The 23587-nt window shown below is 59.6% G+C and carries 27 protein-coding genes and 2 tRNA genes; 24 read left to right on the forward strand and 5 right to left on the reverse strand.

The window, feature by feature from the left end:
- The first annotated feature begins 219 nt into the window (after positions 1–219).
- The 5 genes from LOY22_RS24970 (at position 220) to LOY22_RS24990 (ending at position 4483) form a co-directional block, all read left to right on the forward strand.
- Entirely contained in the window at positions 220–2460 is a 2241-nt protein-coding gene (locus LOY22_RS24970; RefSeq protein WP_093378616.1) for an AsmA family protein, read from the forward strand.
- Positions 2457–3524: an A/G-specific adenine glycosylase gene (gene mutY, locus LOY22_RS24975; protein ID WP_093378613.1), complete on the forward strand. Its 1068-nt coding sequence runs from the start codon at positions 2457–2459 to the stop codon at positions 3522–3524. Before LOY22_RS24970 ends, mutY begins: the two co-directional genes overlap by 4 nt.
- A complete protein-coding gene (locus LOY22_RS24980) occupies positions 3521–3793 on the forward strand; it encodes an oxidative damage protection protein (RefSeq protein ID WP_045202346.1) in 273 nt (90 codons plus the stop codon). The genes mutY and LOY22_RS24980 overlap by 4 nt, the downstream gene beginning before the upstream one ends.
- A gap of 91 nt (positions 3794–3884) precedes the next feature.
- A tRNA-Phe gene (locus LOY22_RS24985) sits at positions 3885–3960 on the forward strand.
- A 118-nt stretch (positions 3961–4078) separates the two neighbouring features.
- The gene (locus LOY22_RS24990) at positions 4079–4483 is read left to right on the forward strand and encodes a hypothetical protein (RefSeq protein WP_045202348.1); all 405 of its coding nucleotides are present in this window, start codon (positions 4079–4081) and stop codon (positions 4481–4483) included.
- Here LOY22_RS24990 and LOY22_RS24995 read toward each other — a convergent pair.
- Positions 4459–5013, reverse strand: coding sequence for a TetR/AcrR family transcriptional regulator (locus LOY22_RS24995; protein ID WP_093378611.1), 555 nt, complete (start codon positions 5011–5013; stop codon positions 4459–4461). The two genes, LOY22_RS24990 and LOY22_RS24995, sit on opposite strands and share 25 nt — an antisense overlap.
- Before the next feature lie 109 nt (positions 5014–5122).
- Here LOY22_RS24995 and LOY22_RS25000 point away from each other — a divergent pair, with 109 nt between their 5' ends.
- From LOY22_RS25000 to LOY22_RS25020, 5 genes are all read left to right on the forward strand, one after another.
- The gene (locus tag LOY22_RS25000) at positions 5123–5611 is read left to right on the forward strand and encodes an HPP family protein (protein ID WP_258595233.1); all 489 of its coding nucleotides are present in this window, start codon (positions 5123–5125) and stop codon (positions 5609–5611) included.
- 98 nt (positions 5612–5709) lie between these two features.
- The gene (gene ppk2, locus LOY22_RS25005; protein ID WP_045202354.1) at positions 5710–6753 is read left to right on the forward strand and encodes a polyphosphate kinase 2; all 1044 of its coding nucleotides are present in this window, start codon (positions 5710–5712) and stop codon (positions 6751–6753) included.
- Between the two features lie 91 nt (positions 6754–6844).
- Positions 6845–7282: a hypothetical protein gene (locus tag LOY22_RS25010; RefSeq protein ID WP_045202356.1), complete on the forward strand. Its 438-nt coding sequence runs from the start codon at positions 6845–6847 to the stop codon at positions 7280–7282.
- Positions 7283–7433: 151 nt separating this feature from the next.
- Positions 7434–7691, forward strand: a complete 258-nt coding sequence (locus tag LOY22_RS25015) for a CopG family ribbon-helix-helix protein (protein WP_045202358.1) — start codon at positions 7434–7436, stop codon at positions 7689–7691.
- Positions 7666–7950, forward strand: coding sequence for a type II toxin-antitoxin system RelE/ParE family toxin (locus LOY22_RS25020; protein WP_258595236.1), 285 nt, complete (start codon positions 7666–7668; stop codon positions 7948–7950). Before LOY22_RS25015 ends, LOY22_RS25020 begins: the two co-directional genes overlap by 26 nt.
- Before the next feature lie 96 nt (positions 7951–8046).
- On the opposite strand, the gene gabP is transcribed toward LOY22_RS25020, so the two are convergent.
- The gene (gene gabP, locus LOY22_RS25025) at positions 8047–9441 is read right to left on the reverse strand and encodes a GABA permease (protein ID WP_258595238.1); all 1395 of its coding nucleotides are present in this window, start codon (positions 9439–9441) and stop codon (positions 8047–8049) included.
- Positions 9442–10050: 609 nt separating this feature from the next.
- Here gabP and LOY22_RS25030 point away from each other — a divergent pair.
- The 5 genes from LOY22_RS25030 to LOY22_RS25050 are packed head-to-tail and all read left to right on the forward strand — an operon-like array spanning position 10051 to position 14304.
- Positions 10051–10824 (forward strand): ABC transporter ATP-binding protein, encoded by a 774-nt coding sequence (locus LOY22_RS25030; protein ID WP_093378597.1) that lies wholly within the window; start codon positions 10051–10053, stop codon positions 10822–10824.
- Between the two features lie 13 nt (positions 10825–10837).
- The gene (locus LOY22_RS25035; protein ID WP_093378594.1) at positions 10838–11599 is read left to right on the forward strand and encodes an ABC transporter substrate-binding protein; all 762 of its coding nucleotides are present in this window, start codon (positions 10838–10840) and stop codon (positions 11597–11599) included.
- A gap of 57 nt (positions 11600–11656) precedes the next feature.
- On the forward strand, positions 11657–12352 hold the full coding sequence (locus tag LOY22_RS25040; protein ID WP_045202307.1) for an ABC transporter permease: 696 nt from the start codon (positions 11657–11659) through the stop codon (positions 12350–12352).
- Complete coding sequence (locus LOY22_RS25045) at positions 12349–13038, forward strand: ABC transporter permease (RefSeq protein ID WP_093378590.1); 690 nt, start codon at positions 12349–12351, stop codon at positions 13036–13038. Before LOY22_RS25040 ends, LOY22_RS25045 begins: the two co-directional genes overlap by 4 nt.
- A 45-nt stretch (positions 13039–13083) precedes the next feature.
- Positions 13084–14304: an SAM-dependent methyltransferase gene (locus LOY22_RS25050; protein ID WP_258595241.1), complete on the forward strand. Its 1221-nt coding sequence runs from the start codon at positions 13084–13086 to the stop codon at positions 14302–14304.
- Between the two features lie 230 nt (positions 14305–14534).
- On the opposite strand, the gene mdtI is transcribed toward LOY22_RS25050, so the two are convergent.
- Together mdtI and LOY22_RS25060 are read right to left on the reverse strand one after the other, a co-directional pair.
- Complete coding sequence (mdtI, locus tag LOY22_RS25055) at positions 14535–14864, reverse strand: multidrug/spermidine efflux SMR transporter subunit MdtI (RefSeq protein WP_038998274.1); 330 nt, start codon at positions 14862–14864, stop codon at positions 14535–14537.
- Positions 14858–15217 carry a multidrug/spermidine efflux SMR transporter subunit MdtJ gene (locus LOY22_RS25060; protein WP_093378584.1) on the reverse strand — a complete coding sequence of 120 codons (360 nt, stop codon included), beginning with the start codon at positions 15215–15217 and terminating at the stop codon, positions 14858–14860. The genes mdtI and LOY22_RS25060 overlap by 7 nt, the downstream gene beginning before the upstream one ends.
- 496 nt (positions 15218–15713) lie before the next feature.
- Between LOY22_RS25060 and LOY22_RS25065 the strand changes: the two genes are divergently transcribed.
- The 9 genes from LOY22_RS25065 (at position 15714) to LOY22_RS25105 (ending at position 22575) form a co-directional block, all read left to right on the forward strand.
- Positions 15714–16292 (forward strand): hypothetical protein, encoded by a 579-nt coding sequence (locus tag LOY22_RS25065; protein WP_010221300.1) that lies wholly within the window; start codon positions 15714–15716, stop codon positions 16290–16292.
- A gap of 9 nt (positions 16293–16301) precedes the next feature.
- Complete coding sequence (locus LOY22_RS25070; protein ID WP_010221299.1) at positions 16302–16508, forward strand: helix-turn-helix transcriptional regulator; 207 nt, start codon at positions 16302–16304, stop codon at positions 16506–16508.
- Positions 16509–16526: 18 nt separating this feature from the next.
- Positions 16527–16907 carry a hypothetical protein gene (locus LOY22_RS25075; RefSeq protein ID WP_093378578.1) on the forward strand — a complete coding sequence of 127 codons (381 nt, stop codon included), beginning with the start codon at positions 16527–16529 and terminating at the stop codon, positions 16905–16907.
- Positions 16908–16931: 24 nt separating this feature from the next.
- Positions 16932–17138, forward strand: a complete 207-nt coding sequence (locus LOY22_RS25080) for a hypothetical protein (protein ID WP_093378575.1) — start codon at positions 16932–16934, stop codon at positions 17136–17138.
- A 24-nt stretch (positions 17139–17162) separates the two neighbouring features.
- Complete coding sequence (locus LOY22_RS25085; protein WP_093378572.1) at positions 17163–17429, forward strand: hypothetical protein; 267 nt, start codon at positions 17163–17165, stop codon at positions 17427–17429.
- Between the two features lie 97 nt (positions 17430–17526).
- Positions 17527–17602 (forward strand) — tRNA-Thr (locus LOY22_RS25090).
- Between the two features lie 581 nt (positions 17603–18183).
- A complete protein-coding gene (locus LOY22_RS25095; protein ID WP_258595245.1) occupies positions 18184–19401 on the forward strand; it encodes a YcaO-like family protein in 1218 nt (405 codons plus the stop codon).
- 128 nt (positions 19402–19529) lie between these two features.
- Positions 19530–20780: a PLP-dependent aspartate aminotransferase family protein gene (locus LOY22_RS25100; RefSeq protein WP_093378566.1), complete on the forward strand. Its 1251-nt coding sequence runs from the start codon at positions 19530–19532 to the stop codon at positions 20778–20780.
- A 415-nt stretch (positions 20781–21195) separates the two neighbouring features.
- Positions 21196–22575, forward strand: a complete 1380-nt coding sequence (locus tag LOY22_RS25105; protein WP_258595248.1) for an NAD(P)-binding domain-containing protein — start codon at positions 21196–21198, stop codon at positions 22573–22575.
- On the opposite strand, the gene rfaD is transcribed toward LOY22_RS25105, so the two are convergent.
- Positions 22576–23568 carry an ADP-glyceromanno-heptose 6-epimerase gene (gene rfaD, locus LOY22_RS25110; protein WP_258595250.1) on the reverse strand — a complete coding sequence of 331 codons (993 nt, stop codon included), beginning with the start codon at positions 23566–23568 and terminating at the stop codon, positions 22576–22578. It lies immediately after the preceding gene.
- Positions 23569–23587: the final 19 nt, after the last annotated feature.

Below are 23587 nucleotides of genomic sequence, written 5' to 3' on the forward strand. Positions count from 1 at the left end.
AGAGCGGCGAGAGAGTAGCATTTGCCGTGGTCACTTAGCGCTAACTGATACCGTCGTTTGTTCTGCAACTGATCCCCCCGGCAAGGAACTGTCATGCCATGTGTTGTCGAATCCGACACTTATGCAGGACTAAACCTTCGCCCCATATCACCCAGCGGTGATAACCGCAGCGCTATACTCTGCGGCTGAATTTAGAAATCGGACTACAAGGACTCGCCCATGAAAGCGTTCGGCAAAATCCTGGGGCTGGTGCTTCTCGGGTTGTTGCTGATCATTGTGGCTCTGGGCTTCGCCCTGACCCACCTCTTCGATCCCAACGACTACAAAGACGAGATTCGCCAGCTGGCACGCGACAAGGCCCACGTCGAGCTGACGCTCAATGGCGACATTGGCTGGAGCCTGTTCCCGTGGCTGGGCCTTGAGCTGCATGAAGCCAGCATCGCCACCCTGAACAACCCGAAAGTGCCGTTTGCCGACCTGCAGATGCTTGGCCTGTCGGTACGCGTGCTGCCGTTGCTGCGCCGTGAAGTGCAAATGAGCGATGTGCGCGTCGAGGGCCTGAACCTGACCCTGAGCCGTGACGAAAATGGCCACGGCAACTGGGAAGACATCGGCAAGCCACTGCCCGCTGCCACCCCGGCCCCGGCCCCGGCCGAAAGCGCCGGCACTGCCCCGGCCCAGGCTAGCAGCGACAGCGCCAGCGAGCGCCCGGTCAAGCTCGATATCGACAGCCTGACCGTCAACAACGCCCGCGTGCAGTACAACGATGCCCGCAGCGGCCAGAGCTTCGGCGCCGAAAGCATCCAGCTGAGCACCGGCGCGGTGCATGAAGGGGTGAACATCCCGCTGAAGATGACCGCCTTCCTCAGTTCCGGCCAGCCAGTGGTCAAAGCGCGCACCGAGCTTAACGGCGAGCTGCGCTTCGATCGCCGGCTCAAGCGCTACCAGTTCGAAGACATGAAACTCAGCGGCGAAGCCTCGGGCGAGCCGCTGCAAGGCAAGACCATGACCTTCGCCGCCCAGGGCCAGTTGCTGGTCGATCTGGCGGCCAACGTCGCCGAATGGAACGGCCTCAAGCTCTCGGCCAACCAACTGCGCGCCCTCGGCGAGCTGAACCTGCGCGACCTCGACAAAACCCCGCAACTGAGCGGCGGCCTGTCGATTGCCCAATTCGACCTGCGCAACTTCCTCGACAGCATCGGCCACCCGCTGCCGGCCTCGGCCGACGCCAGCACCCTGGGCAAGGTCGAGCTGGTCACCCGCCTGCAAGGCACGCCGAACAGCCTGGCCCTGGAAGACCTGGCGATCAAGCTCGACGACAGCACCTTCAGCGGCCGCCTGGCCATTGAAGACTTCGCCAAGCAGGCCCTGCGCGTGCAGCTCAAGGCCGACAAGTTCGACGCCGACCGCTACCTGCTGGCCAAGAGCGAGGCAGCCCAGGGCGCCAAGGCCGCACGCCAGGCCGAAGTGCAGAGCAAAGAGGCCGGTGCCCTCGCCGGTGCCGGTACCACGCCGCTGCCCGACGCGCCGACCCAGGTGGCCTGGAGCAACGACAAGCTGCTGCCGGTTGACCGCCTGCGCAAGGTCGACCTGCAGGCCGACCTGACATTTGGCCAGCTGACTCTGGACAAGCTGCCGATCGAAAACGCCCACCTCAAGGCCCAGGGCCAAGGCGGCCTGATCACCCTGGAAACCCTGCGCGGCGGCTTGTACAACGGCGACTTCGAAAGCAAGGGCACCCTCGATGTACGCCCAGCCGTGCCGCAGATTGGTCTTAACACCCGCATCAACCGGGTGCCGGTCGAGCACTTCATCAAGAGCGAAACCGGCACGCCACCGGTCAAGGGTCTGTTGACCCTCAACAGCGACCTGACCGCCACTGGCAACAGCCAGAAAGCCCTGGTCGACACCCTCAACGGCAACGCCAGCTTCGTCATCAACGACGGTATCCTGGTCAACGCCAACCTCGAACAGCAACTGTGCCAGGCCATCGCCACCCTCAACCGCAAGGCCCTGAGTGGCGAGCCACGCGGCAAGGACACGCCGTTCCAGGAGCTCAAGGGCAGCCTGGTAATGCGTAACGGCGTGGCCAGCAACCCTGACCTCAAGGCACGCATTCCCGGCCTGACCGTCAACGGCCATGGCGACCTCGACCTGCGCGTGCTGGGCATGGACTACCGCATTGGCGTGATCGTCGAGGGCGACAAGCGCGATATGCCCGACCCAGCCTGCCAGGTCGGCGAGCGCTATGTCGGCCTCGAACTGCCGCTGCGCTGCCGTGGCCCGCTGGAGCTGGGCGCCAAGGCTTGCCGCCTGGATAAAGACGGCCTGGGCAAGGTCGCGGCCAAGCTGGCTGGCGACAAGGTCAGCGAAAAGCTCAGCGAGAAGATCGACGAGAAGCTCGGTGACAAGGTCAGCCCGGAACTCAAGGACGCGCTCAAGGGGTTGTTCAAGCGATGAGCCCCGAGCAGTTTTCCAGCGCCGTGCTGGATTGGTACGACCGTAACGGCCGCCACGACCTGCCCTGGCAACAGGGCATCACCCCCTACCGGGTCTGGGTCTCGGAGATCATGTTGCAGCAGACCCAGGTGAGCACCGTGCTCAACTACTTCGACCGCTTCATGCAGGCGCTGCCGACGGTCCAGGCCCTGGCCGAAGCGCCCGAGGATGAGGTGCTGCACCTGTGGACGGGCCTGGGTTACTACACCCGGGCGCGCAACCTGCAAAAGACCGCGAAGATCGTTGTCGAGCAATATGGCGGAGAATTCCCCCGCGATGTCGAGAAACTCACCGACCTGCCCGGCATTGGCCTGTCCACTGCCGGCGCTATTGCCAGCATCAGCATGGGCCTGCGTGCGCCGATCCTCGACGGCAACGTCAAGCGCGTGCTGGCCCGCTACACCGCGCAAGAGGGCTACCCCGGCGAGCCGAAAGTGGCCAAGGCGCTGTGGGCCAATGCCGAGCGCTATACCCCGCACAGCCGGGTGAACCACTACACCCAGGCGATGATGGACCTGGGCGCGACCTTGTGTACCCGCAGCAAGCCCAGTTGCCTGCTGTGCCCGCTCAAGGTCGGTTGCGAGGCGCACATGCTCGGCCAGGAAATCCGCTACCCGGTGCCCAAGCCGCGCAAGGAGCTGCCACAAAAGCGCACGCTGATGCCACTGCTGGCCAACCACCAAGGCGCCATCCTGCTTTACCGGCGGCCTTCCACGGGCCTGTGGGGCGGGTTGTGGAGCCTGCCGGAACTGGACAACCTCGCGCAGATCGACGAGCTGGCCGACCAGCACGGCCTGAGCCTGGCCGGCAGCCAGGCGCTGGACGGCCTGACCCACACCTTCAGCCACTTCCAGCTGGCCATCGAGCCCTGGCTGGTGCGCGTCAATGCCACCAGCGACCACGTGGCCGAGGCCGACTGGCTCTGGTATAACCTCGCCACCCCGCCGCGCCTGGGCCTTGCCGCCCCGGTGAAAAAACTGCTTAAACGCGCGGCCGACGTATTGCTTACAGGAGAGTCGCGATGACCCGCACCGTAATGTGCCGCAAGTACAAAGAACAATTGCCAGGCCTCGAGCGTCCACCCTACCCGGGCGCCAAGGGCCAGGACATCTTCGAGAACATCTCGCAGCAAGCCTGGGCCGACTGGCAGAAAGAGCAGACCATGCTGATCAACGAGAAGCGCCTGAACATGATGAACGCCGAGGACCGCAAATTTCTCCAGGGCGAGATGGACAAGTTCTTCTCCGGCCAGGATTACGAGAAGGCCGAAGGCTACGTTCCACCTAGCGAATAACCCCGGAAAATCGTAAGCGACGGAATTAATTTAAAAAATTTTCAAAAAGTCGTTGACGTAAATCCGAAAAACCCTTTTAATGCGCCCCGTTGCCCAGATAGCTCAGTCGGTAGAGCAGGGGATTGAAAATCCCCGTGTCGGCGGTTCGATTCCGTCTCTGGGCACCACTAATACCGAAAAGCCCCAAGCGAAGTGATTCCTTGGGGCTTTTTTCATGCCTGCGATTTATCAACGAACGCAGGCCTGCTCGCGCACGGAAATGCCGCGAGCTTGTCGGAGCCAGGGATGAAATCGATTGCCGTCGCCGTCGCCATGCTGCTGAGCCTGACCGGCTGTGTCGGCGCCACCGTGGTGCTGCCGCACAAAGACACCTACCCCACCGCGGCCCATCGCATCCTGCGCCTGAAGAACATCACCCCCAAGGTCAGCAAATCGGAGAAATCCGACGTCACCCGCGAATGGTGCGGCGTCACCCTCTGGGCTGTGGTCGTGCCGGTGCCTTTACTACTGCCGGTGTGCAGGACCTACAGTGAAGTGGCCTATGGCCCGGACATCGATGGCGACCAGGTCGTGCTGTTCAACGCCAGGCAGACCATCAGCTCGCCCATGTACGCCTGTGGCCCGATGATGATCCTGGCGCCGATCATCCATGGTTACGAAGGCAATCAGATCTGCGGGATGCTGCGATAGGCCAGCGCAGCCACTATCAACCGCGCCGCTTCGAACAGCGGCACCTGCACCCCGCCGACCTGCGACGCAACAATCAACCCCTCGCCCAGCAAAAACAGCTGCTGCGCAGCGCCCTGCTTGCACCCCGCCTGCTGGCAGGCCTGCTCAAGTGCGGCCATGACCTTGTCCTTGTGCAACCTGGCCAGCACATGGGGTGGCTCGGCCGGCCCGGCATACTCGGCCGAGGCGTTGATGAAGGCGCAGCCGTAGAAGTCTTCAGAGCGCGCCCAGGCCTCGATGAAATCGATATAGGCCAGCGGCCGCGCTTTTGCCTCAACGGCCGCCAGAGCGCTTTGCAGGCGCGCCATGAAATCGTGATCGCGACGTTCCAGCGCCGCCTCGATCAACAGCTCCTTGCTGGGGAAATGCCGGTACAGGGTTTTCTTGGTCACCCCGGCCTCCTGGCTCAACTGCTCGACGCCGGTGCCGTGGTAACCCTGGCGGTAGAACAACTGCAGCGCCGACTCGGCGATTTTCTCGGACGTGCTCATGCCACACCTTCGATCAGGACAGTTGCCAACAGTGTATACCGATCGGTTGACCTGCAGGTAAACCGATCGGCATCCTCGGCGCAAATCGCCCACCCGGAGAACTGTACCCATGCCATTCAAATCCAAGGCGCCCGCCACCCCTTCCCTGCATTTCAGCCTGCTGTCACTGATCGGCGCGGCCCTGGCGATCGGCGCCACCGGCTGGCTCAGCCAGGTGTCCGGCGCGCTGTGGCTGATGGCCCCGTTTGGCGCCAGCTGCGTGCTGGCCTTCGGCATGCCCGACTCGCCGCTGGCGCAGCCGCGCAACATCATCGGCGGCCACGTAATTGCCACCCTGGTGGGCCTGGCAGTGCTGCATACCCTCGGCGACAGTTGGTGGAGCGCAGCCCTGGCCGTCGGCCTGGCCCTGGCTGCCATGCAGCAAACCCGCACCCTGCACGCACCAGCCGGGGCCAACCCGCTGGTGGTGATCGCCAGCCACGCACCACTGAGCTTCGTGATTACCCCGGTACTGGCCGGCTCGCTGGTGATCGTCGCCGTGGCCTGGTGCCTGAACAATGCGCGCCAGGCCAACAGCTACCCGAAATACTGGTACTGATGGCGCTATGCCAAGGGCTGTTGACCACCGTCAATATGCCCTTGGCCGGCGTCGATAAAATGCTCTGAGGATATTAGAAGGAACCAACAGGCCTCCCCATGAGCGAAGAATCCACTGCCCTGCCCCTGCCCTCGCCTGCCGCTGAAACACCTGCGAGCCCCAGCCCAAGCCCGGCACGCAAAGCTGCCACCCCCCGTCCACGGCGTCCACGCACGCCGCGCAAGCCTGCTGTCAGCGCCGCTGCCGAAAGCGAAATCAGCGCCATCAGCCAGCAACCGGCGGCCCTGAAAGTCGCCTCGGCGCCGCGCGGCTCCAACGAGGACAGCGCCTCGGCCAAGCTGCCGGCCAGCTACCCGTACAGCAACCGCATGCGCCGCGCCGAGTACGAAAAGGCCAAGCACGAACTGCAGATCGAACTGCTCAAGGTGCAAAGCTGGGTCAAGGAAACCGGTCAGCGCATCGTCGTGCTGTTCGAAGGCCGCGACGCCGCCGGCAAGGGTGGCACCATCAAGCGCTTCATGGAGCACCTCAACCCGCGTGGTGCGCGGATTGTCGCCCTGGAGAAGCCTTCCGAGCAGGAGAAGGGCCAGTGGTACTTTCAGCGCTACGTCCAGCACCTGCCCACGTCCGGTGAAATGGTCTTCTTCGACCGCTCCTGGTACAACCGCGCCGGGGTCGAGCGGGTCATGGATTTTTGCTCGCCGCTGCAATACCTGGAGTTCATGCGCCAGGCGCCGGAGCTCGAACGCATGCTGTGCAACAGCGGCATCCTGCTGTTCAAGTACTGGTTCTCGGTGAACCGCGAAGAGCAGCTGCGCCGCTTCATCTCCCGCCGCGACGACCCGCTCAAGCACTGGAAGCTGTCGCCGATCGACATCAAGTCGCTGGACAAGTGGGACGAATACACCGCTGCCAAGGAGGCAATGTTCTTCCACACCGACACCGCCGATGCACCGTGGACGGTAATCAAATCCGACGACAAAAAACGCGCGCGGATCAACTGCATCCGCCACTTCCTGCACTCGCTGGACTACCCCGGCAAGGACTTGAGTGTCGCCCACCAGCCTGACCCGCTGCTGGTGGACCGCGCCGCGCGCGTACTCGAAGAGGAAGACCGCGGCGAGCTGGCGCAACCAGCCTGAGCTTGCTCCAGGCCGTCGGCGGCACTTGGGTTTCCCGGCCAACTGCGATTCAATACGCAGAATTTATCCGGCTCAGCACAAGGGTTCACCGATGGCCTCCAGCAGCAAACAACAGAAACGCGCCAAGCGCGCCGCCAACAAGGCCCGCGAAAACCGCATGGTGCGTAGCGGCCAAGCGGTCAAGAGCTCGGGCGAAAGCTCCAGCGCCAGCGTCGAGCAGGTCTTCAACAAAGCCATGGAGTCGGGCAGCTATACCGCCCTGTTCGAAAAAATGAAGCAAGCCCAGGAAACCGGCCTGGTCGCGCTGATTTCGGTGTTCCTGGTCGACCCGCTGCTGACCCTGGTGCTCAAGGGCCACAAGGAAGAACACGCCACCGACTACATCGTCATGGTCTTCACTGCCTACCGCAAGTGGCTGGACGGCGCCGACGAAGCCACAACCATGGCCTGGCTCGAGAGCGACGAGTTCCAGGAAGCCTACATCAGCGCGTCCGAGGCGGTGGCCAAGCAGCAGAAGAAGTTTGGCTGACAGCTTGCCTGGCTCCTGATTCCTCGGGGGCCAGATCCCCTCAAAGAAAAATCCTACATCGACCACAGGTCCCTGGCCGATTGACCATCGCCTCGACGCCACCTAACCTTTGTTGACCGTTTACAACGTATACAAAGTCAGGAGCGTAGACATGGCTTCCCCGGTTCTGTCGTTTCGCGTCGAAGCATCCCTCGCCGAAAAGCTCGATCAACTGGCAGCCGCCACCGATCGAGATCGCCAATATCACCTCAAGCGCGCTTTGCTGCGCTATGTCGAAGCCGAGTCATGGCACGTGCAGGCGATTGCTGCCGGCATCAGCGATGCCGACACTGGCAACCTGACCGACCTCTCTGAGGTCAAGGCAAAGTGGGTGAAACGCGAAGATGATTGCACTGACGGCGAAGGCTGAAAGCGACCTGGATTCGATTTTCGAGCACCATCAGCTCAAGGCAGGCAGCAAAACGGCCTTTGCAATGGTTCAGGGCATATTGAGCAGCCTGGAAATACTCGAACACTTCCCAGGTGCAGGCCGCCCCTCGCCAGTGCCGGATGTGCGTGAGCTGGTGCTCGCCCACATCGCCTTTATTGCCCCGTACCGCTTGCTCGACGGACGGGTCCAGGTATTGCGATTTCTGCATCAGCGCAGTGAGCGACCTGAGCACTGGTAAAGCCCACCGCGTGAGCCGCGATGAGCCCGCTACGGCCAAAACAAAAAGGCCGCGATCCTCACAGATCGCGGCCTTTGTCATTGCATCCGCATCACATCAGTTGTTCAGCACCGCCCGCCCGGCCGCCTCGGCCTTGCGCTTGCGCGCCACCAGCAGCCCGGCGGCGACCACGGCAATCGACAACAAGCCGGTCGCGACGATTTCAATACGATGGTCCGGACGGATCAGCATCACCGTCAGGATGCCGACGATGAAGGCAATGGTCGCCCAGGTCAGGCCCGGGAACAGCCACATCTTGAAGGCGATCTTCTCGCCGCGCTGCATGCGCTGACGGCGCATGCGCAGTTGCGACACGGCGATCACCAGGTACACCAGCAAGGCAATGGCGCCGGAGCTCGCCAGCAGGAACTCGAATACCTGGGCAGGTGCCAGGTAGTTGGCGATCACGGTGAGGAACGCCGCCGCAGTTGACAGCACCACCGCCACGTACGGTGTGCCGCTGGAGGTGGTGCGCTGGGCCATGGCCGGCGCATCGCCACGCTTGCTCAGGGAGAAGAGCATGCGCGAGGAGGTGTACAGCGCCGAGTTCAGGCAGCTGGTCACAGCGATCAGCACGACGATGTCGACGATCAGCTTGGCGTTGGGGATGCCCATCAGGTTGAGCACGGTCTGGTACGAACCGACTTCGGCCAGGTCACTGTTGGTCCACGGCACCAGGGCCACGACCACGAAGATCGACACCAGGTAGAACAGAAAGATCCGCCAGATCACCGAGTTGGTGGCCTTGGTGATCTGCTTGCCCGGGTCTTTCGACTCGGCGGCAGCGATGGTGACGATTTCAGTACCCATGAACGAGAACATGGTGGTCAGCATCGCCGCCAGCACCGCGCCCATGCCGTTGGGCATGAAGCCCTGGGTGTCGAACAGGTGGCTGACGCCGCTGACCTGGCTGTTGGGCAGCAGGCCGAAGATCGCAGCCACACCAAGGATGATGAAGCCAATGATCGCCACTACCTTGAGCAACGCGAACCAGAACTCGAATTCACCGTAGTTCTTCACACTGAACAGGTTGGTCGCGGTCAGCAGCAAGGTGATCACCAAGGTAAACACCCAGATGCCGATATCGGGGAACCAGGCATGCAGAATGGTTGCGGCGGCGTTGGCCTCCAGCGGAATCACCAGAACCCAGAACCACCAGTACAGCCAGCCGATAGTAAAGCCGGCCCAGTGGCCGATGGCTTTGTCGGCATACGTCGAAAACGAACCGGTATCCGGCGAGGCAACGGCCATTTCGGCCAGCATGCGCATCACCAGCACCACCAGGGTCCCGGCCGCGGCATAGGCCAGCAAGACCGCAGGGCCGGCTTCGGCGATGGCGTGGCCGGAGCCGACGAACAGCCCGGCACCGATGACACCGGCAATCGACAGCATGGTCACATGCCGCTGCTTGAGCCCCTGAGCGAGGTCATTGGAATTGTGCGTACCGCTCATAAAACTACCTTTGCGAGAAATGGCGTTTTGATCCTGCTACTCGAGTCGCGCTCTTCAAAAAGAGTGCTACATCCTGTTGCCGATCGATAACGCAATTACCGCGCCAGGCCGATGACCGTTCGTTCGAAAATTCTCACAGCCCCGTTTAACAAGGCTTACAGGTCTTTCGGCCAAGACTTGACCGAAAGACCCTGAAAAACCGGCGGAATAGACCAATTACTGAAATACCCACTTACAAATGCCCCGGGTGCACCACACTTCGTCACCGGTAACACCTCATGCACTTCCTACGACCAAAAAGGTACAACCCAAAGGTACAACCAAAGCCGTAGATAAAGGTCCGAACCTGTGCACAAGGTCAGAAACGACTTCCCAGAAACGGCCAAAACTGGCACCATCGCGCCTTTTTTCATCAAGGCTCCGGCCCTGGAAACGAGGGTAGGCGGACATCTGCGCGACAGTCCACTGCAGCGATGCGACACCCGCCCTCCCACCAACCGATTGCCTCTCCCGACGTTATTGGCTGTCTTCGGACCGCTATGCTAGCTTGGCGCCTCGCCAGGAAGGCCGCTAACAGCAGGAGCGCACCAGAACACATGAGGACCGCACATGGCTGAGGCCACGCCCGCGCTGGAAATCCGCAACCTGCACAAACGCTACGGCGACCAGGAAATCCTCAAGGGAATTTCGCTGACCGCGCGTGATGGCGACGTGATCTCGATCCTGGGATCCTCCGGCTCCGGCAAGTCCACTCTGCTGCGCTGCATCAACCTGCTGGAAAACCCGCACCAGGGCCAGATCCTGGTGGCCGGCGAAGAGCTGCGGCTCAAGGCGGCAAAAAACGGTGAACTGGTGGCCGCCGACAACAAGCAGATCAATCGCCTGCGCAGCGAGATCGGCTTTGTCTTCCAGAATTTCAACCTGTGGCCGCACATGAGCATCCTCGACAACATCATCGAGGCGCCGCGCCGGGTGCTCGGCCAGAGCAAGGCCGAGGCCACCGAGCATGCCGAAGCGCTGCTGAACAAGGTTGGCATCCACAACAAGCGTCACAGCTACCCGGCCGAGCTGTCCGGTGGCCAGCAACAGCGTGCGGCCATTGCCCGCACCCTGGCAATGAAGCCCAAGGTTATCCTGTTCGACGAGCCGACCTCGGCCCTGGACCCGGAAATGGTCCAGGAAGTGCTCAACGTTATCCGTGCCCTCGCCGAAGAAGGCCGTACCATGCTACTGGTTACCCACGAAATGGGCTTTGCCCGCCAGGTGTCCAGCGAAGTCGTCTTCCTGCACCAGGGGCTGGTCGAAGAGCAAGGAACGCCGCAGCAGGTTTTCGAAAACCCGACCTCGGCGCGTTGTAAACAATTCATGTCCAGCAACCGCTAACGGAGCAACACGCATGCAGACCTATAAGAAATTCCTCCTGGCCGCTGCCGCCACGCTGGTGTTCTCGGCCAATGCCATGGCTGCCGAGAAACTGAAGATGGGCATCGAGGCGGCCTACCCGCCGTTCAACAACAAGGACGCCAGTGGCCAGGTCGTCGGTTTCGACAAAGACATCGGCGACGCCCTGTGCGCGAAGATGAAGGTCGAGTGTGAAGTGGTGGTTTCTGACTGGGACGGCATCATTCCCGCCCTGAACGCGAAGAAGTCCGACTTCATCATCTCCTCGCTGTCGATCACCGACGAGCGCAAGCAGGCGGTGGACTTCACCGACCCGTACTACTCGAACAAGCAGCAGTTCATCGCCCCGAAAAACGTCGACTTCAAGACTGATCCCAAGTCGCTCGAAGGCAAGACCCTCGGCACTCAGCGCGCCACCCAGGCAGCTATCTGGCTGGACGATAACGGCGGCATGGACAACAAGTTCAAGGTCAGCCTGTACGACACCCAGGAAAACGCCTACCTGGACCTGACCTCGGGCCGCGTCGACGCCCTGCTGGCTGACAAATACGCCAACTACGACTGGCTCAAGTCCGACGCCGGTAAAAACTACGAGTTCAAAGGCGATCCGGTGAACGAAAGCGACAAGGTTGGTATCGCTGTGCGCAAAGGTGACAACGAACTGCGCAACAAGCTCAACGCCGCCCTGAAAGAAATCGTTGCCGACGGCACCTACGAGAAGATCAACAACAAGTACTTCCCGTTCAGCATCTATTGATTCGCCCCGACCGGCATTGCCCTGCAGGCAATGCCGGTCCCTTGAACAAACCTGCCCATGAATATTGATCTTTACGGATTCGGTCCGGCCCTGATGGCCGGGACGCTGATGACCGTCAAACTCGCATTGTCGGCCCTGCTCCTGGGGCTGGTACTGGGACTGCTTGGCGCCCTGGCCAAGACCTCACCCTACAAACCCCTGCAATGGCTGGGTGGTTTCTACTCCACACTGGTTCGCGGCGTGCCGGAACTGCTCTGGGTGCTGTTGATCTACTTTGGCACCGTCAGCCTGATGAACCGGCTGGGCGAGCTTCTGAATATTCCCGGCCTTGAGCTCAATGCCTTTGCCGCAGGCGTGATTGCCCTGGGCCTGTGCTTCGGCGCCTATGCCACGGAAGTGTTCCGTGGTGCGCTGCTGGCGATCCCCAAGGGCCACCGTGAAGCCGGCCTGGCGCTCGGTCTGTCCAAGGGGCGGATCTTCTCCAGGCTGGTGCTGCCGCAAATGTGGCGCATCGCCCTGCCGGGGCTGGGCAATCTGTTCATGATCCTGATGAAAGACACCGCGCTGGTCTCGGTAATCGGCCTGGAAGAAATCATGCGTCATTCGCAAATCGCCGTGACCGTGAGCAAGCAACCCTTCACCTTCTACATGGTCGCCGCCATCATTTACCTGGGCCTTACCGTCCTGGCCATGACCGGCATGCACTTCATGGAAAAACGCGCCGGTCGCGGCTTCGCGAGGGCCAACCAATGAACTGGGAAGTCATCATCAAGTGGCTGCCACGCCTGGCCCAGGGCGCCACGCTGACGCTCGAGCTGGTCGCCATCGCGGTCATCGCCGGGCTGATCCTCGCCATTCCACTGGGTATCGCCCGCTCTTCGCGGCTCTGGTACGTACGGGCCCTGCCTTACGGCTACATTTTCTTCTTCCGCGGTACGCCGCTGCTGGTGCAGCTGTTTTTGGTGTATTACGGGCTGGCCCAGTTCGATGCCGTGCGCAACAGCGCCTTGTGGCCGTACCTGCGCGATCCGTTCTGGTGCACGGTGCTGACCATGACCCTGCACACTGCCGCCTACATCGCAGAAATTCTGCGTGGCGCGCTGCAGGCCATCCCCCGTGGCGAGATCGAAGCGGCGCGGGCCCTGGGCATGTCCCGGGCCAAGGCAATGCTCTACATCATGCTGCCGCGTGCCGCCCGCATCGGCCTGCCGGCCTACAGCAACGAAGTGATCCTGATGCTCAAGGCCAGTGCCCTGGCGAGTACCGTTACCCTGCTGGAGCTGACCGGCATGGCACGGACGATCATCGCCCGGACCTACCTGCCGGTGGAGATCTTCTTCGCGGCGGGACTGTTCTACCTGCTGATCTCCTTCTTGCTGGTGCAAGCCTTCAAGCAGCTGGAACGCTGGCTGCGCGTCGACGCCTGCCAGGGTCGATAAACCTGTATAACGGGGCTGATCTCAGCCCCGTTTTCGTATCCGCTCATGACCACTGCCCTCCCCCTCTGCGCCGACCAACTGCTCAGCCGCTTCCAGGCGCTGGACGACTTTCTGCGCGAGCATCAGGCGCTGTGGCGGCCACGGCCTTTCACCCAGTTGCAACTGCCGTGGGAAACCGAATACCGCGCCCTCGCCGACTGGTTGCGCCAGCGCTCGTTGAGCGAGGCGGAAGCGGCGCACAATCACCCCGAGCAACTCGCTGCACCGGCGCCTTTTCCTCAGCTGGCACGCCGGGCGGCAGCGCTGTCTGCCATCGGCGAGTTATCCACCGTTGCCCTGCCCCCTGCTGGCCCTCGCCTGAATGTCGACGTGCCGGGGCGCAAATGGCAGCAGATCGAAGCCTTCGCCAGCCACCTGGGTTTTATCCACAGCCCACGGCACTGGCTGGACTGGTGCGCCGGCAAAGGTCATCTGGGCCGGCGCTTGCTGCAGCCTCATAGTCAGCAACTGACCTGCCTGGAATACGACCCGGCGCTGGTCGAAGCCGGCAGCGCCCTCAGCCAGCATCACCAACTGCCCGCCGAGCACCGCCTGCAGGATGTACTGGCCGATAGCGCCGCCCAGCAACTGAGCGCCGAGCACACCGCAGTGGCCCTGCACGCCTGTGGCGACCTGCATGTACGCCTGATGCAACTGGCAAGCCTCAAGGGTTGCCGCCAACTGGCCATCGCGCCGTGCTGCTACAACCGCATCCAGGCGCCGCAGTACCAGCCGTTATCCACAGCCGCCAAGGCATCTGGCCTGCAGTTGTCGATTGATGATCTTGGCTTGCCGCTCAGCGAAACCGTTACCGCAGGTGCGCGGGTACGCCGCCAGCGTGACGAGTCCATGGCCAGGCGCCTGGGTTTCGATCTGTGGCAACGGCAGTTGCGTGGGGTAGATGAGTACCTGCCGACGCCTTCGCTGCCGGTCAGTTGGCTGCACAAGCCGTTCGCCGACTACTGCTGGGGCCTTGCCGAACTCAAGGAATTGCAGCCAGGTGCCGAGCCTGATTGGCCAGCATTGGAAGCGGCCGGCTGGCAGCGCCTGGCCCAGGTGCGCAACCTGGAATTGCTGCGCAATCTGTTCCGCCGCTCGCTGGAATTATGGCTGGTGCTGGATCGCGCACTGTTCCTGGAGGAACAGTCCTACCAGGTACAGCTCGGGGTGTTTTGCGAACAGCCTCTCACCCCGCGCAACCTGCTGCTGTTGGCCGAACGCCGGTAACGGCGCTCAGCCTGTGGATAAGTCTGTGCGCAACCTTGCGCCGAACCCCAGCAAATTCGTGGATCCAAGCGCTTTCACAGGCTGGTCATTTTTTGTTCACTGATTAATCGCCAGCAAAAACAGCCATTTGCGCAAAGACCAACGGCGGGCGTTGCTCCGATGCAATGCGCACCTGTTTGGCATGCGGCTTGTGCATAAGCCTTCGCGCGAATAGCACTAAGCAGGTTGAATCAGGCCAGTTTCAGCAGGCTCATGCCCACCAGCAACAGCGCCAGGCCCAACCAGCCGCGGCCTACCAGGCGCTGACCGAACAGTGCCCAACCCATGGCCACGGTGGCGAGGATGCCGAAGCCACCCCAGATGGCGTAAGCCAGCGACAGTTCGATATCTCGCACAGCCTGGGCTAGTGCGGTAAAGGCGGCCAGCACACAGAGAATCGAAGCAATGCCCAGGCCGCGCTTTTTAAAACCGTCGGAATACTTGAGCAGCAGGTTGGCGATCACTTCCAGCACGATCGCCAGGCCCAGCCAGGCGAAGGGAATCCAGTTCATGCTCAGCATGGCAGGGCCTCCATATTGCGCGGGGCAGGTGCGGCGCGGGTACCCGACTTGATCAGCAGGATACCGGCGATCATCACGCCCAGGCCGGCGGCTTTGAGCAGGCCCAGGCTCTCGCCCAGCCAGGTGACGCTGATCAGGGTGATCAACACGATGCCGATGCCTTCCCACAGGGCGTAGGCCACGCCCACCGGTACGCGTTTTACCGCCAGTGCCAGGAAAAAGTACGACAGGCCGATCATCAGGTACATCAACCCGTGACCAAGAATGGGGAAATGACTGGCGGCGAATTTCATCGACGCGGTGCCGACCACCTCGGCGGTGATGGCGATAAACAGATAGATCCAGGAACGCATGATGCCCTCCCACGGGCGACACAAACCGAGCGAAATCGCGCTGACGGCTACAGACAAAGAGAAGAAAAAGGCTGTTTGTCGGGGGAGGCGCTAGAGGTCGCCGGTCCAGTGACGTTCACGGGAAACCAGGCGGGAGGTTAGGAGCGGAAACGCTTTAGTGTTCAACATAATGAACAACAAATTAGCTCAAGGCATCGCTAAAGTCAAATCGATAGAAAATGACTAATTAATTTTCGCGTCTTTCAGTCCGTATTTAGGTGAAAGCCCTTAAAGGTTGCAGAAAGGTTCGTAAATTATATTACCCGGCCTGATAAAGGCATCGCGGGGCAAGCCCGCTCCCACCCTGTAGGAGCGGGCTTGCCCCGCGATCCCCCGTAAGATCCCACCTCACCCTCGTGTCAAAACGCCGCACCTTCGGCAAAATCACAATTAATTATTGTAATACGATAATTTTTCACAAATAATGCACCCCGCTCAACTAGCACGGAGGGAAACCATGAACAGTAAGACAGTGGCTTACGCGAGATCGCGTCTGCGAGTGATCGGTGCATTCGCCGCGGTACTCGCCTGGGGTACAGGGATCGTCGAGTTCGGCGGCAACGTACTATTGTGGGTGTTCGAAAAAGCCCAGGTGCAAGGCGCCTACCTGCAAAGCTTCGGTGAAAACATGCCGCTGCTGCTGGCCCCGGATTACCAGCCTTCGCACCTGGCCCTGGGCCTGGTGATCGGCCTGGAACTGATCCCCGCCAGCCTCTCGGCCTTTGCCTTGTACCTGACCGGCTTGTTCTTCCTGCGCCTGTCCCGGGGTGAAACCTGGACGACGCAAAACATCAAGATGCTCTGGTGGGTGGGCTTGCTGTGCATCGGCTTGCCGATGGTCTGGCCGATGATCGGCACCTTGCAGGGCCTGGCGTTCTCCATCGACCTGCCCAAAGGCGAGAGAAGCTTCAGCGTATCGATCGGTGTATCATCCCAGGCGGTTTACGAGATCATGAAAGGCATTTTCCTCTGCGCCTTCTCACTCCTCATGCGTGACGCCAAAACCATCAGCGATGAACACAACTGTTATGTCTAGCCTGCCCCTATGCCGATAATTATTCGACTCGATGTAGTCATGGCCAAGAACAAGATCCGCTCCAAGGATCTGGCCGAGATTATCGGTATTACGGAGGCGAACCTGTCGTTGCTGAAAAACGGCAAGATCAAGGGTTTCAAGATGGAAACCCTCGAGAAGCTCTGTCGCGCGTTGAACTGCCAGCCAGGTGACCTGCTGGAGTTCAGCGAGGAATGAACAAGGAACTGGCAACTCGTGAGCAATTCACTCAAATGGCGCGCTGCGCTAGTGCTGGCCGTCGGCCTGCTCGGCGGCTGCGGCCCCAGCTATACCTATAGATACTCCCCACCGCCCAGCATGGCGGGCATGAACTGCATCAACTCCTGCTCGATGGAACGCAACCACTGCAAACAGATGGCGCGCCTGCAGGAAAACAGCGACCACGCCCTGTACCAGGCCAACTACAGAAACTACCAGCTGTGCCAGGCCGGCAAGAGCAAAAAAGAAGCGCGCAAAAGCTGCTACTACCCCAGCTACCCGTTCAACAGCGGCTCCAGCTACTCGTGCGGCAGCGACTACGACAGCTGCTACCAATCTTGCGGCGGCACCATCCAGCGCATCCTCAACAAAGACTGACGCCTCGAATAAACGGAATTGACTGTGGATATCATCAGATCCATCGCCCTGCTTGCGTTCGCGTTTTACCTCAGCGGCTGCGCCTTCATGTCCGACTGGCAAGTCCCGCCACCCCGGTCCGACTGGCAAGTGCCGCCCATGCAGATGTACGGCAACCAGAGCTTCCCCGGGCCGGACTTCAGCAGAGACCGCCACGCCATCCAGCACTACCTCGACACACACAAACACTGACACTTCGACCAAACGGAATTGCCTGTGGCCATTATCAGATCCTTCCTCCTGCTGGCGTGCGCGCTCTACCTGAGCGGCTGCACCAGCGGCGACTACACCCCGATGTCTGGCTGGGAAATCCCGCAGATGCAGATATACGGCGACAAGGGCTACACCGGCCCGGCCTACAGCTGCAAGAAAAAGCACGGCTGCCGAGAGCACTGTAAAAAGCATGATTGCCGCTACAAACCGCTGATATTCGACCCCACCAAAGCCGAACCCAGCGCCACCACAATGCACCGCGGCTGGTAACAAAACACCCCGCGATGCCCGCTGAAACCGGGTATCGCGAGGAATGTTGCAGAAGTGGTTTACAGACGCAAACTGATCGCTATAATGACGCCCCTGTGCCGGTATAGCTCAGATGGTAGAGCAACTGACTTGTAATCAGTAGGTCCCGGGTTCGATTCCTGGTGCCGGCACCATACACAGTAAAAAAAGGCTCACCGCAAGGTGGGCCTTTTTTGTTTGCGTGGGCACACCCGCCGGTTGGGAGCAGGCTTGCCCGCAATGAGCTGCTGAAGGCGGCGTCTAAATCGCAACCGCAGTGCGCTTGATCACCTCCGCTGATCAACCCAGTTTGTCACATTCGCCACTGCACCTACCCCCTAAGAACTTGGCCCGATCCGGTGTCAACGCCGATGCCCCAAGCCAGAGTCTTATTTCTGAGTAGTGCAGAAATAAATAGCACCCTCAAAAAAACATAATCACTCATAGAATCGGGATTTTTCCTATGTGCAGCCAAAGCCATACGAACTAATCTCTCATTGCACCTGTTAAAAAGTGCACACTTAAATCAAATAAAAAAAGGATATTCCCATGGGTATGTGGTGCTGCATGTATATCAACGAATTCAAAGTCGACCAACCCACTGACGACGAAGTAGAGTCTGTCATAGCAGAAGAAGATTTCACCCCGGAAGAGCTCTCCATACTGGCTGAGTAACGAAAATGAATGAGGCGATTTTTTCGCCTCATTTTTTGGCTTATATGGAAACTTCCTGCCTATGAAAACAATTGCCCCAGAGCGTACGTTGTCACTGGACGATGCAGAAAGCGCAATCGATCAGCACTTTTCCAGCGAAGGAATTCATTTAACCCTACGCCGTTACGGTAGTCCGCTGTCCAGCACTGTTGCCACCCTTCACCTCCCCTATGACAGTAGCGGCATAGAATGTGTCGGTTGTGGCAAAGGCTATGAAGCAGAGGCTCGTGTGGGTGCGAAGTTCGAGGCTTATGAGCATTACATGGGCCCCTTTCAACTACGAAAGCATAGCGCACTGCATTGTTTTGATTCGGTTGTTTCTCAACCGTCCTTGCAAAACATACTGCCGATGCAAATGCTTCGCCACGCCGGCGCATCACAGATGGCTGTACTTTCCTTCGAGGCGCATGAAGCATCCGCAGGCGTTGAGTTACTCTATCCGTCATTTCTGATTAACCATCAGTATGCCAACGAGTCGCTTCCCGGCGATGATACCGACTATAGCGCTGCGCGCCGATACTCCTGCGGTACCGGTGTGGCGGCGGGTGTGGGATTTACGGAAGCGGCAATTCATGCCGCGAGCGAAGTCATAGAGCGCCATGGCATTGGGCGCTTTATTGCACAACATTTCTTTTATGATTCAAAAGAGCCGATAAGAAAGATTATTGACAATTCAATGCCAGAGCATCTGTTAAACACCTTGCGTGATGCAGAAACTGCCATAGGTGCTTCAATCGAGGTATTTGACGCCTCTAGTCAAATAGACTATCCCGTTTTTATTGCCTACTGCCCGGAGAAGACGATCGCTGATATTCATGTCGTTGGTGGCGGCTGTTCACTTTACCCGAGCCATGCCGCAGCACGTGCGATCAAGGAGCTGGTGCAGCAATACAAAGTCGCTGAAGGTGTGCAGCACGTCACACAAGAGTGGACCAGTTCAAAAAACAACCTGGCCAAAAACCCAAAGTTGCTGCGCTGCTTACGCATGGCGTTTGGGGCTACCCAGCGTGCCAAAACAGTACCTTACCCGATCCCTCAAGACCCGGAAAAAATTCCACTGGCGCTACACTTGTCCCATTTAAAAAATGAGTGTTTTAAAGCCAATCATCCCCTTTGGATAAAAGAACTACATTCCAGCCCCAACCAGGTTAGCCTGGCCTGTGCGGTCATGCCAAAAATGGAAAGATTTTCGATTGTCTCACTGGGCGGAAAAGTTGTCCCCTGCTATCAATACGAGTAAACAGCAAAGCCGTCGTGGCCATGACGGCCTGGTCATTGTCAAACGAGCTTTAAATCTCGTCATACGCCCCTCTGACGTAACCATTGCCGTCAAAGCGTCTCTCATTACCTTTCGGAACCAGGCCTTTCATGAGCCCAGCAGAAAAAAAGTGCCCACGCGAACTACCATGCCGTGACTATTTTCTTTCTCCTTCTTTAGGTATCGCTACCCAGGCGATCCATTTAGGGCAACATGAGAATGGCCTGAGTCAGTTTCCAGTTCCAGCGCTCATTTGTAACTCTGCAACACTCCTGAATTCAATTGAAGAAGGCAGAGAGATGCTAGGCAATGCAGAGCAGGAGAATTTTGCCTACCAACGTTATGCAAACCCTACCGTTTCAATTTTAGAAGCGAAATTTCGAGCCATTGAACACTGCTCCTATAGCCTCGCGGTCAATAGCGGAATGACCGCCTGCCTGCTTGCTTTTCGCGCCCTGTTGAGCGCAGGCGATCATGTCATCGTGCCCCACAGTGTATTTTACGAAATCATTGAGCAGCTTAATTATGAAGTCAACCATCGCGGGATTGAAATGTCGCTTATCGACAAATACCAAGCGGCGACATTTGAGTGCGCGATCCAAGCCAACACGAAAATGATCTTTATCGAAGCCCCCACCAACCCAGCATTTTTAGATATCAACATTCCTGACTTGGCAGAGCTTTGCAACAAGCGTGGCATTCTTCTTGTTGTTGATAACACCTTTCTTACACCTGCCTGCCAAAAGCCACTTTCCCTGGGGGCTGCAGTAACATTATATTCCATCACCAAACACATCAACGGTCACGGCGATGTGATGGGCGGCATGCTCAGTACCAATGAACCGGACCTGTTCAAGGCATTGAAGTATCACAGGGACAGTGCAGGGCTCATAGTAGATCCGTTCTCAGCCTGGCTCACTATACGAGGACTAAGGACACTGCCACTGCGATTAAAAAAACATACCGATAATGCACATGCGGTGATCGCCATGCTGCGCGAGGAGTTTCCGAAGCTGGAGTGGCGTGCAGTCTGGTCGACTAAAAGTGCGCAAACCAACGGAATTTCTCCGTCATTGCATACAGGCCTTATCGCCATTGTTTTTCCATCGCGAGAAACGGCTACAAGCTTTGTTCGTCATCTGCAGCTTATCCGAATAGGTACAACCTTCGGCAATATTGAGTCCTTATGTTATCACTACGGTAGTTTTAGCAGGGAGGGCAGCACCGACCTGGAAAAAATAGGCGTGCCGGACGGCTTGGTGCGAATCTCTGTTGGCCTGGAAGATAGCGATGATATTAATGCAGACATCCGACGTGCACTGCGCCTTGCAATGCAAATCAGAACCACTGCGCGAGGGTGAAGCGCAAGTCCGTCAGCGGTCGAGTATGAGATTCTGCCAAGCCCCCACCTTGTAATCCTCTCCCCCATCCGTTATAGCTAAAAAGGCATCCATAACCAAAAAGAGGCAGAATCAGCCCGCCATGTACGAGACCACACGTATCTTTCGCCCTTCAGGCCCGTTTGCCGCGCTGTTCGGCAAGCCTTACGGGCCCAACGCTGTCGCTAGCCCTTCGCTGACCAGCTCCCCCCTCTCGACGCTGTTCCACACCTTGTCGATTCCACCTCGCGACGTTTTGCTCGCGCACAAGCGCAAGCGCCCTGTCCCTCCACCTGCCAGCTGACACCTGAAGTTTCCGCTTCCTCTCGCCCTCGGTTCTGCCGTTCAGGGCTGGAGTCGCTTTGCATTTTTTCAGTGTTTTCTGTCAGGAAATCTTATGACTATTCGTATTGCCATTATCGGCGCAGGCCCGTCCGGCCTGGCGCAGTTGCGTGCCTTTCAATCCGCTCATGCCCAGGGTGCCGAGATGCCCGAGGTGGTGTGCTTCGAGAAACAGGCCGACTGGGGCGGGATGTGGAACTACACCTGGCGCACCGGCCTGGACGAGCATGGCGAGCCGGTGCACGGCAGCATGTACCGCTACCTGTGGTCGAACGGGCCGAAGGAATGCCTGGAGTTCGCCGACTACAGCTTTGATGAACATTTCGGGCGGCCGATTTCGTCTTATCCACCGCGCGAGGTGCTCTGGGATTACATCCAGGGCCGGGTAAAAAAGGCCGGTGTGCGGGATTACATTCGCTTCAATACCGCCGTCAAGGCAGTACGCTTTGATCAGGCCAGCCGCACCTTTACCGTCAGTGCCTATGACTACGGCATCGACCAGGGGATCGAGCAGGTGTTCGACTTCGTGGTGGTCGCCAGCGGGCATTTTTCTACCCCGCATGTGCCGGAATTCGACGGCTTCGAGCGCTTCTCCGGGCGCATCCTTCACGCTCACGATTTTCGTGAGGCGGTGGAGTTTAAGGGCAAGGATGTGCTGATTGTCGGCAGCAGCTATTCGGCCGAAGACATCGGCTCGCAATGCTTCAAGTACGGTGCGCGCTCGATCACCAGTGCCTACCGCACCCAGCCCATGGGCTACAAATGGCCCAAAGGCTGGGAAGAGCGGCCGCAGTTGCTGCGGGTCGAGGGCGAGATGGCGTTCTTTGCCGACGGTTCGAGCAAGCGCGTGGATGCGATCATCCTCTGCACCGGCTACCAGCATCACTTCCCGTTCCTGCCCGACGAGCTGACGCTCAAGACCAGCAACCGCCTGTGGCCTGCCGGGCTGTACCAAGGGGTTGTCTGGGAACACAACCCGCAGCTGATCTACCTCGGCATGCAAGACCTCTGGTACAGCTTCAATCTGTTCGACGCTCAGGCCTGGTTTGCCCGCGACTACATGCTCGGGCGCATCAAGCTGCCGCAGCCGGCGGCAATGGCTGCCGACAGCGCACAGTGGCGGGCCGAGGAACTGGCGCTGGAGTCGACCGCCTCGATGTACGAGTTCCAGGGCCGCTATATCAAGCACCTGATCGAGCAGACCGATTACCCGAGCTTCGATATCGACGCAGTGAACCGGATTTTCCTCAAATGGAAGTCGGACAAAAAGCAGGACATTATGGGTTACCGCGACAAGTCCTACCGCTCGGTGATCACCGGTACCGCGGCCGTGCCGCACCATACCCGCTGGCTCAACGCGCTGGATGACTCACTGCAGGAGTACCTGCGCGAGACCTCGGGCAAGGGCGACCTGAAGACCTTGCGCCAGCACTGACTATGGCGTGCGCTGCAACCAGTCGCAGTAACGCGCCACACCCTGCTCCACCGTCAGCGTTGGCTGCTCATAGCCAACGCTGCGCAAGCGCTCAAGGTCGGCGCAGGTGTAGCACTGGTACTTGCCGCGCAGGTGCTCGGGAAATTCGCTGTATTCAAGAATGCCCTCCAGCAGGGCCATCTCCAGCGACAGCGGCGGCTGGTCCTGCTGCTCGCGCAGGCGGTTGATCACTGCCAAGGCCACGTCATTGAAAGGCTGGGCGCGGCCGCTGCCGACGTTGAAGAGGCCGCTCAGCTGCGGCCGGTCGAGGAAGAACAGGTTGACCTTGACCACATCCTCGACCGCCACGAAATCGCGCAGGTGGCCGCCGCTGGGGTAGTCGCCATAGCTGCCGAACAGGCTGACCTTGCCGTTGGCCTGGTACTGGTTGAAGCAGTGCAGGGCCACCGAGGCCATGGCGCCCTTGTGCTGCTCGTGGGGGCCGTAGACGTTGAAGTAACGCAGGCCGACGATCTGGCTGCGCGCCTGGGGCAGTTGCCGGCGCACGCGCTGGTCGAAGAGGAATTTCGAGTAGCCATATACGTTCAATGGCCGCTCGCACTCGCGCTGTTCGCGAAAGTCGCGCCCGGCGCCATACACCGCCGCCGACGAGGCATACAGCAGCGGCACCTGCAGGCCTTGAGCGGCGTCGAGCAGGTCGCGGCTGTAGCGGTAGTTGTTGTCCATCATCAAGCGCCCGTCGCCTTCGACGGTGCTCGAGCAAGCGCCCTGGTGCAGCACCGCGCGCACCTTGCCGAACTGGCCGCGAGCGAAGCGTTCGAGAAAATCGTCCTTGTCCAGGTAGTCGGCGATCTCGCTGTCAGCCAGGTTGCGAAACTTGTCGCCATCGCTCAAGTCATCGACCGCGATGATCTCGGTTTCGCCGCGTTGGTTGAGGGCCTGAACCAGGTTGCTACCGATAAAACCGGCAGCGCCGGTGACGATAATGGTCATGCCATGTCCCCCTTTGAGG

Source organism: Pseudomonas sp. B21-035 (genome assembly GCF_024748945.1).
Classification (GTDB): Bacteria; Pseudomonadota; Gammaproteobacteria; order Pseudomonadales; family Pseudomonadaceae; genus Aquipseudomonas.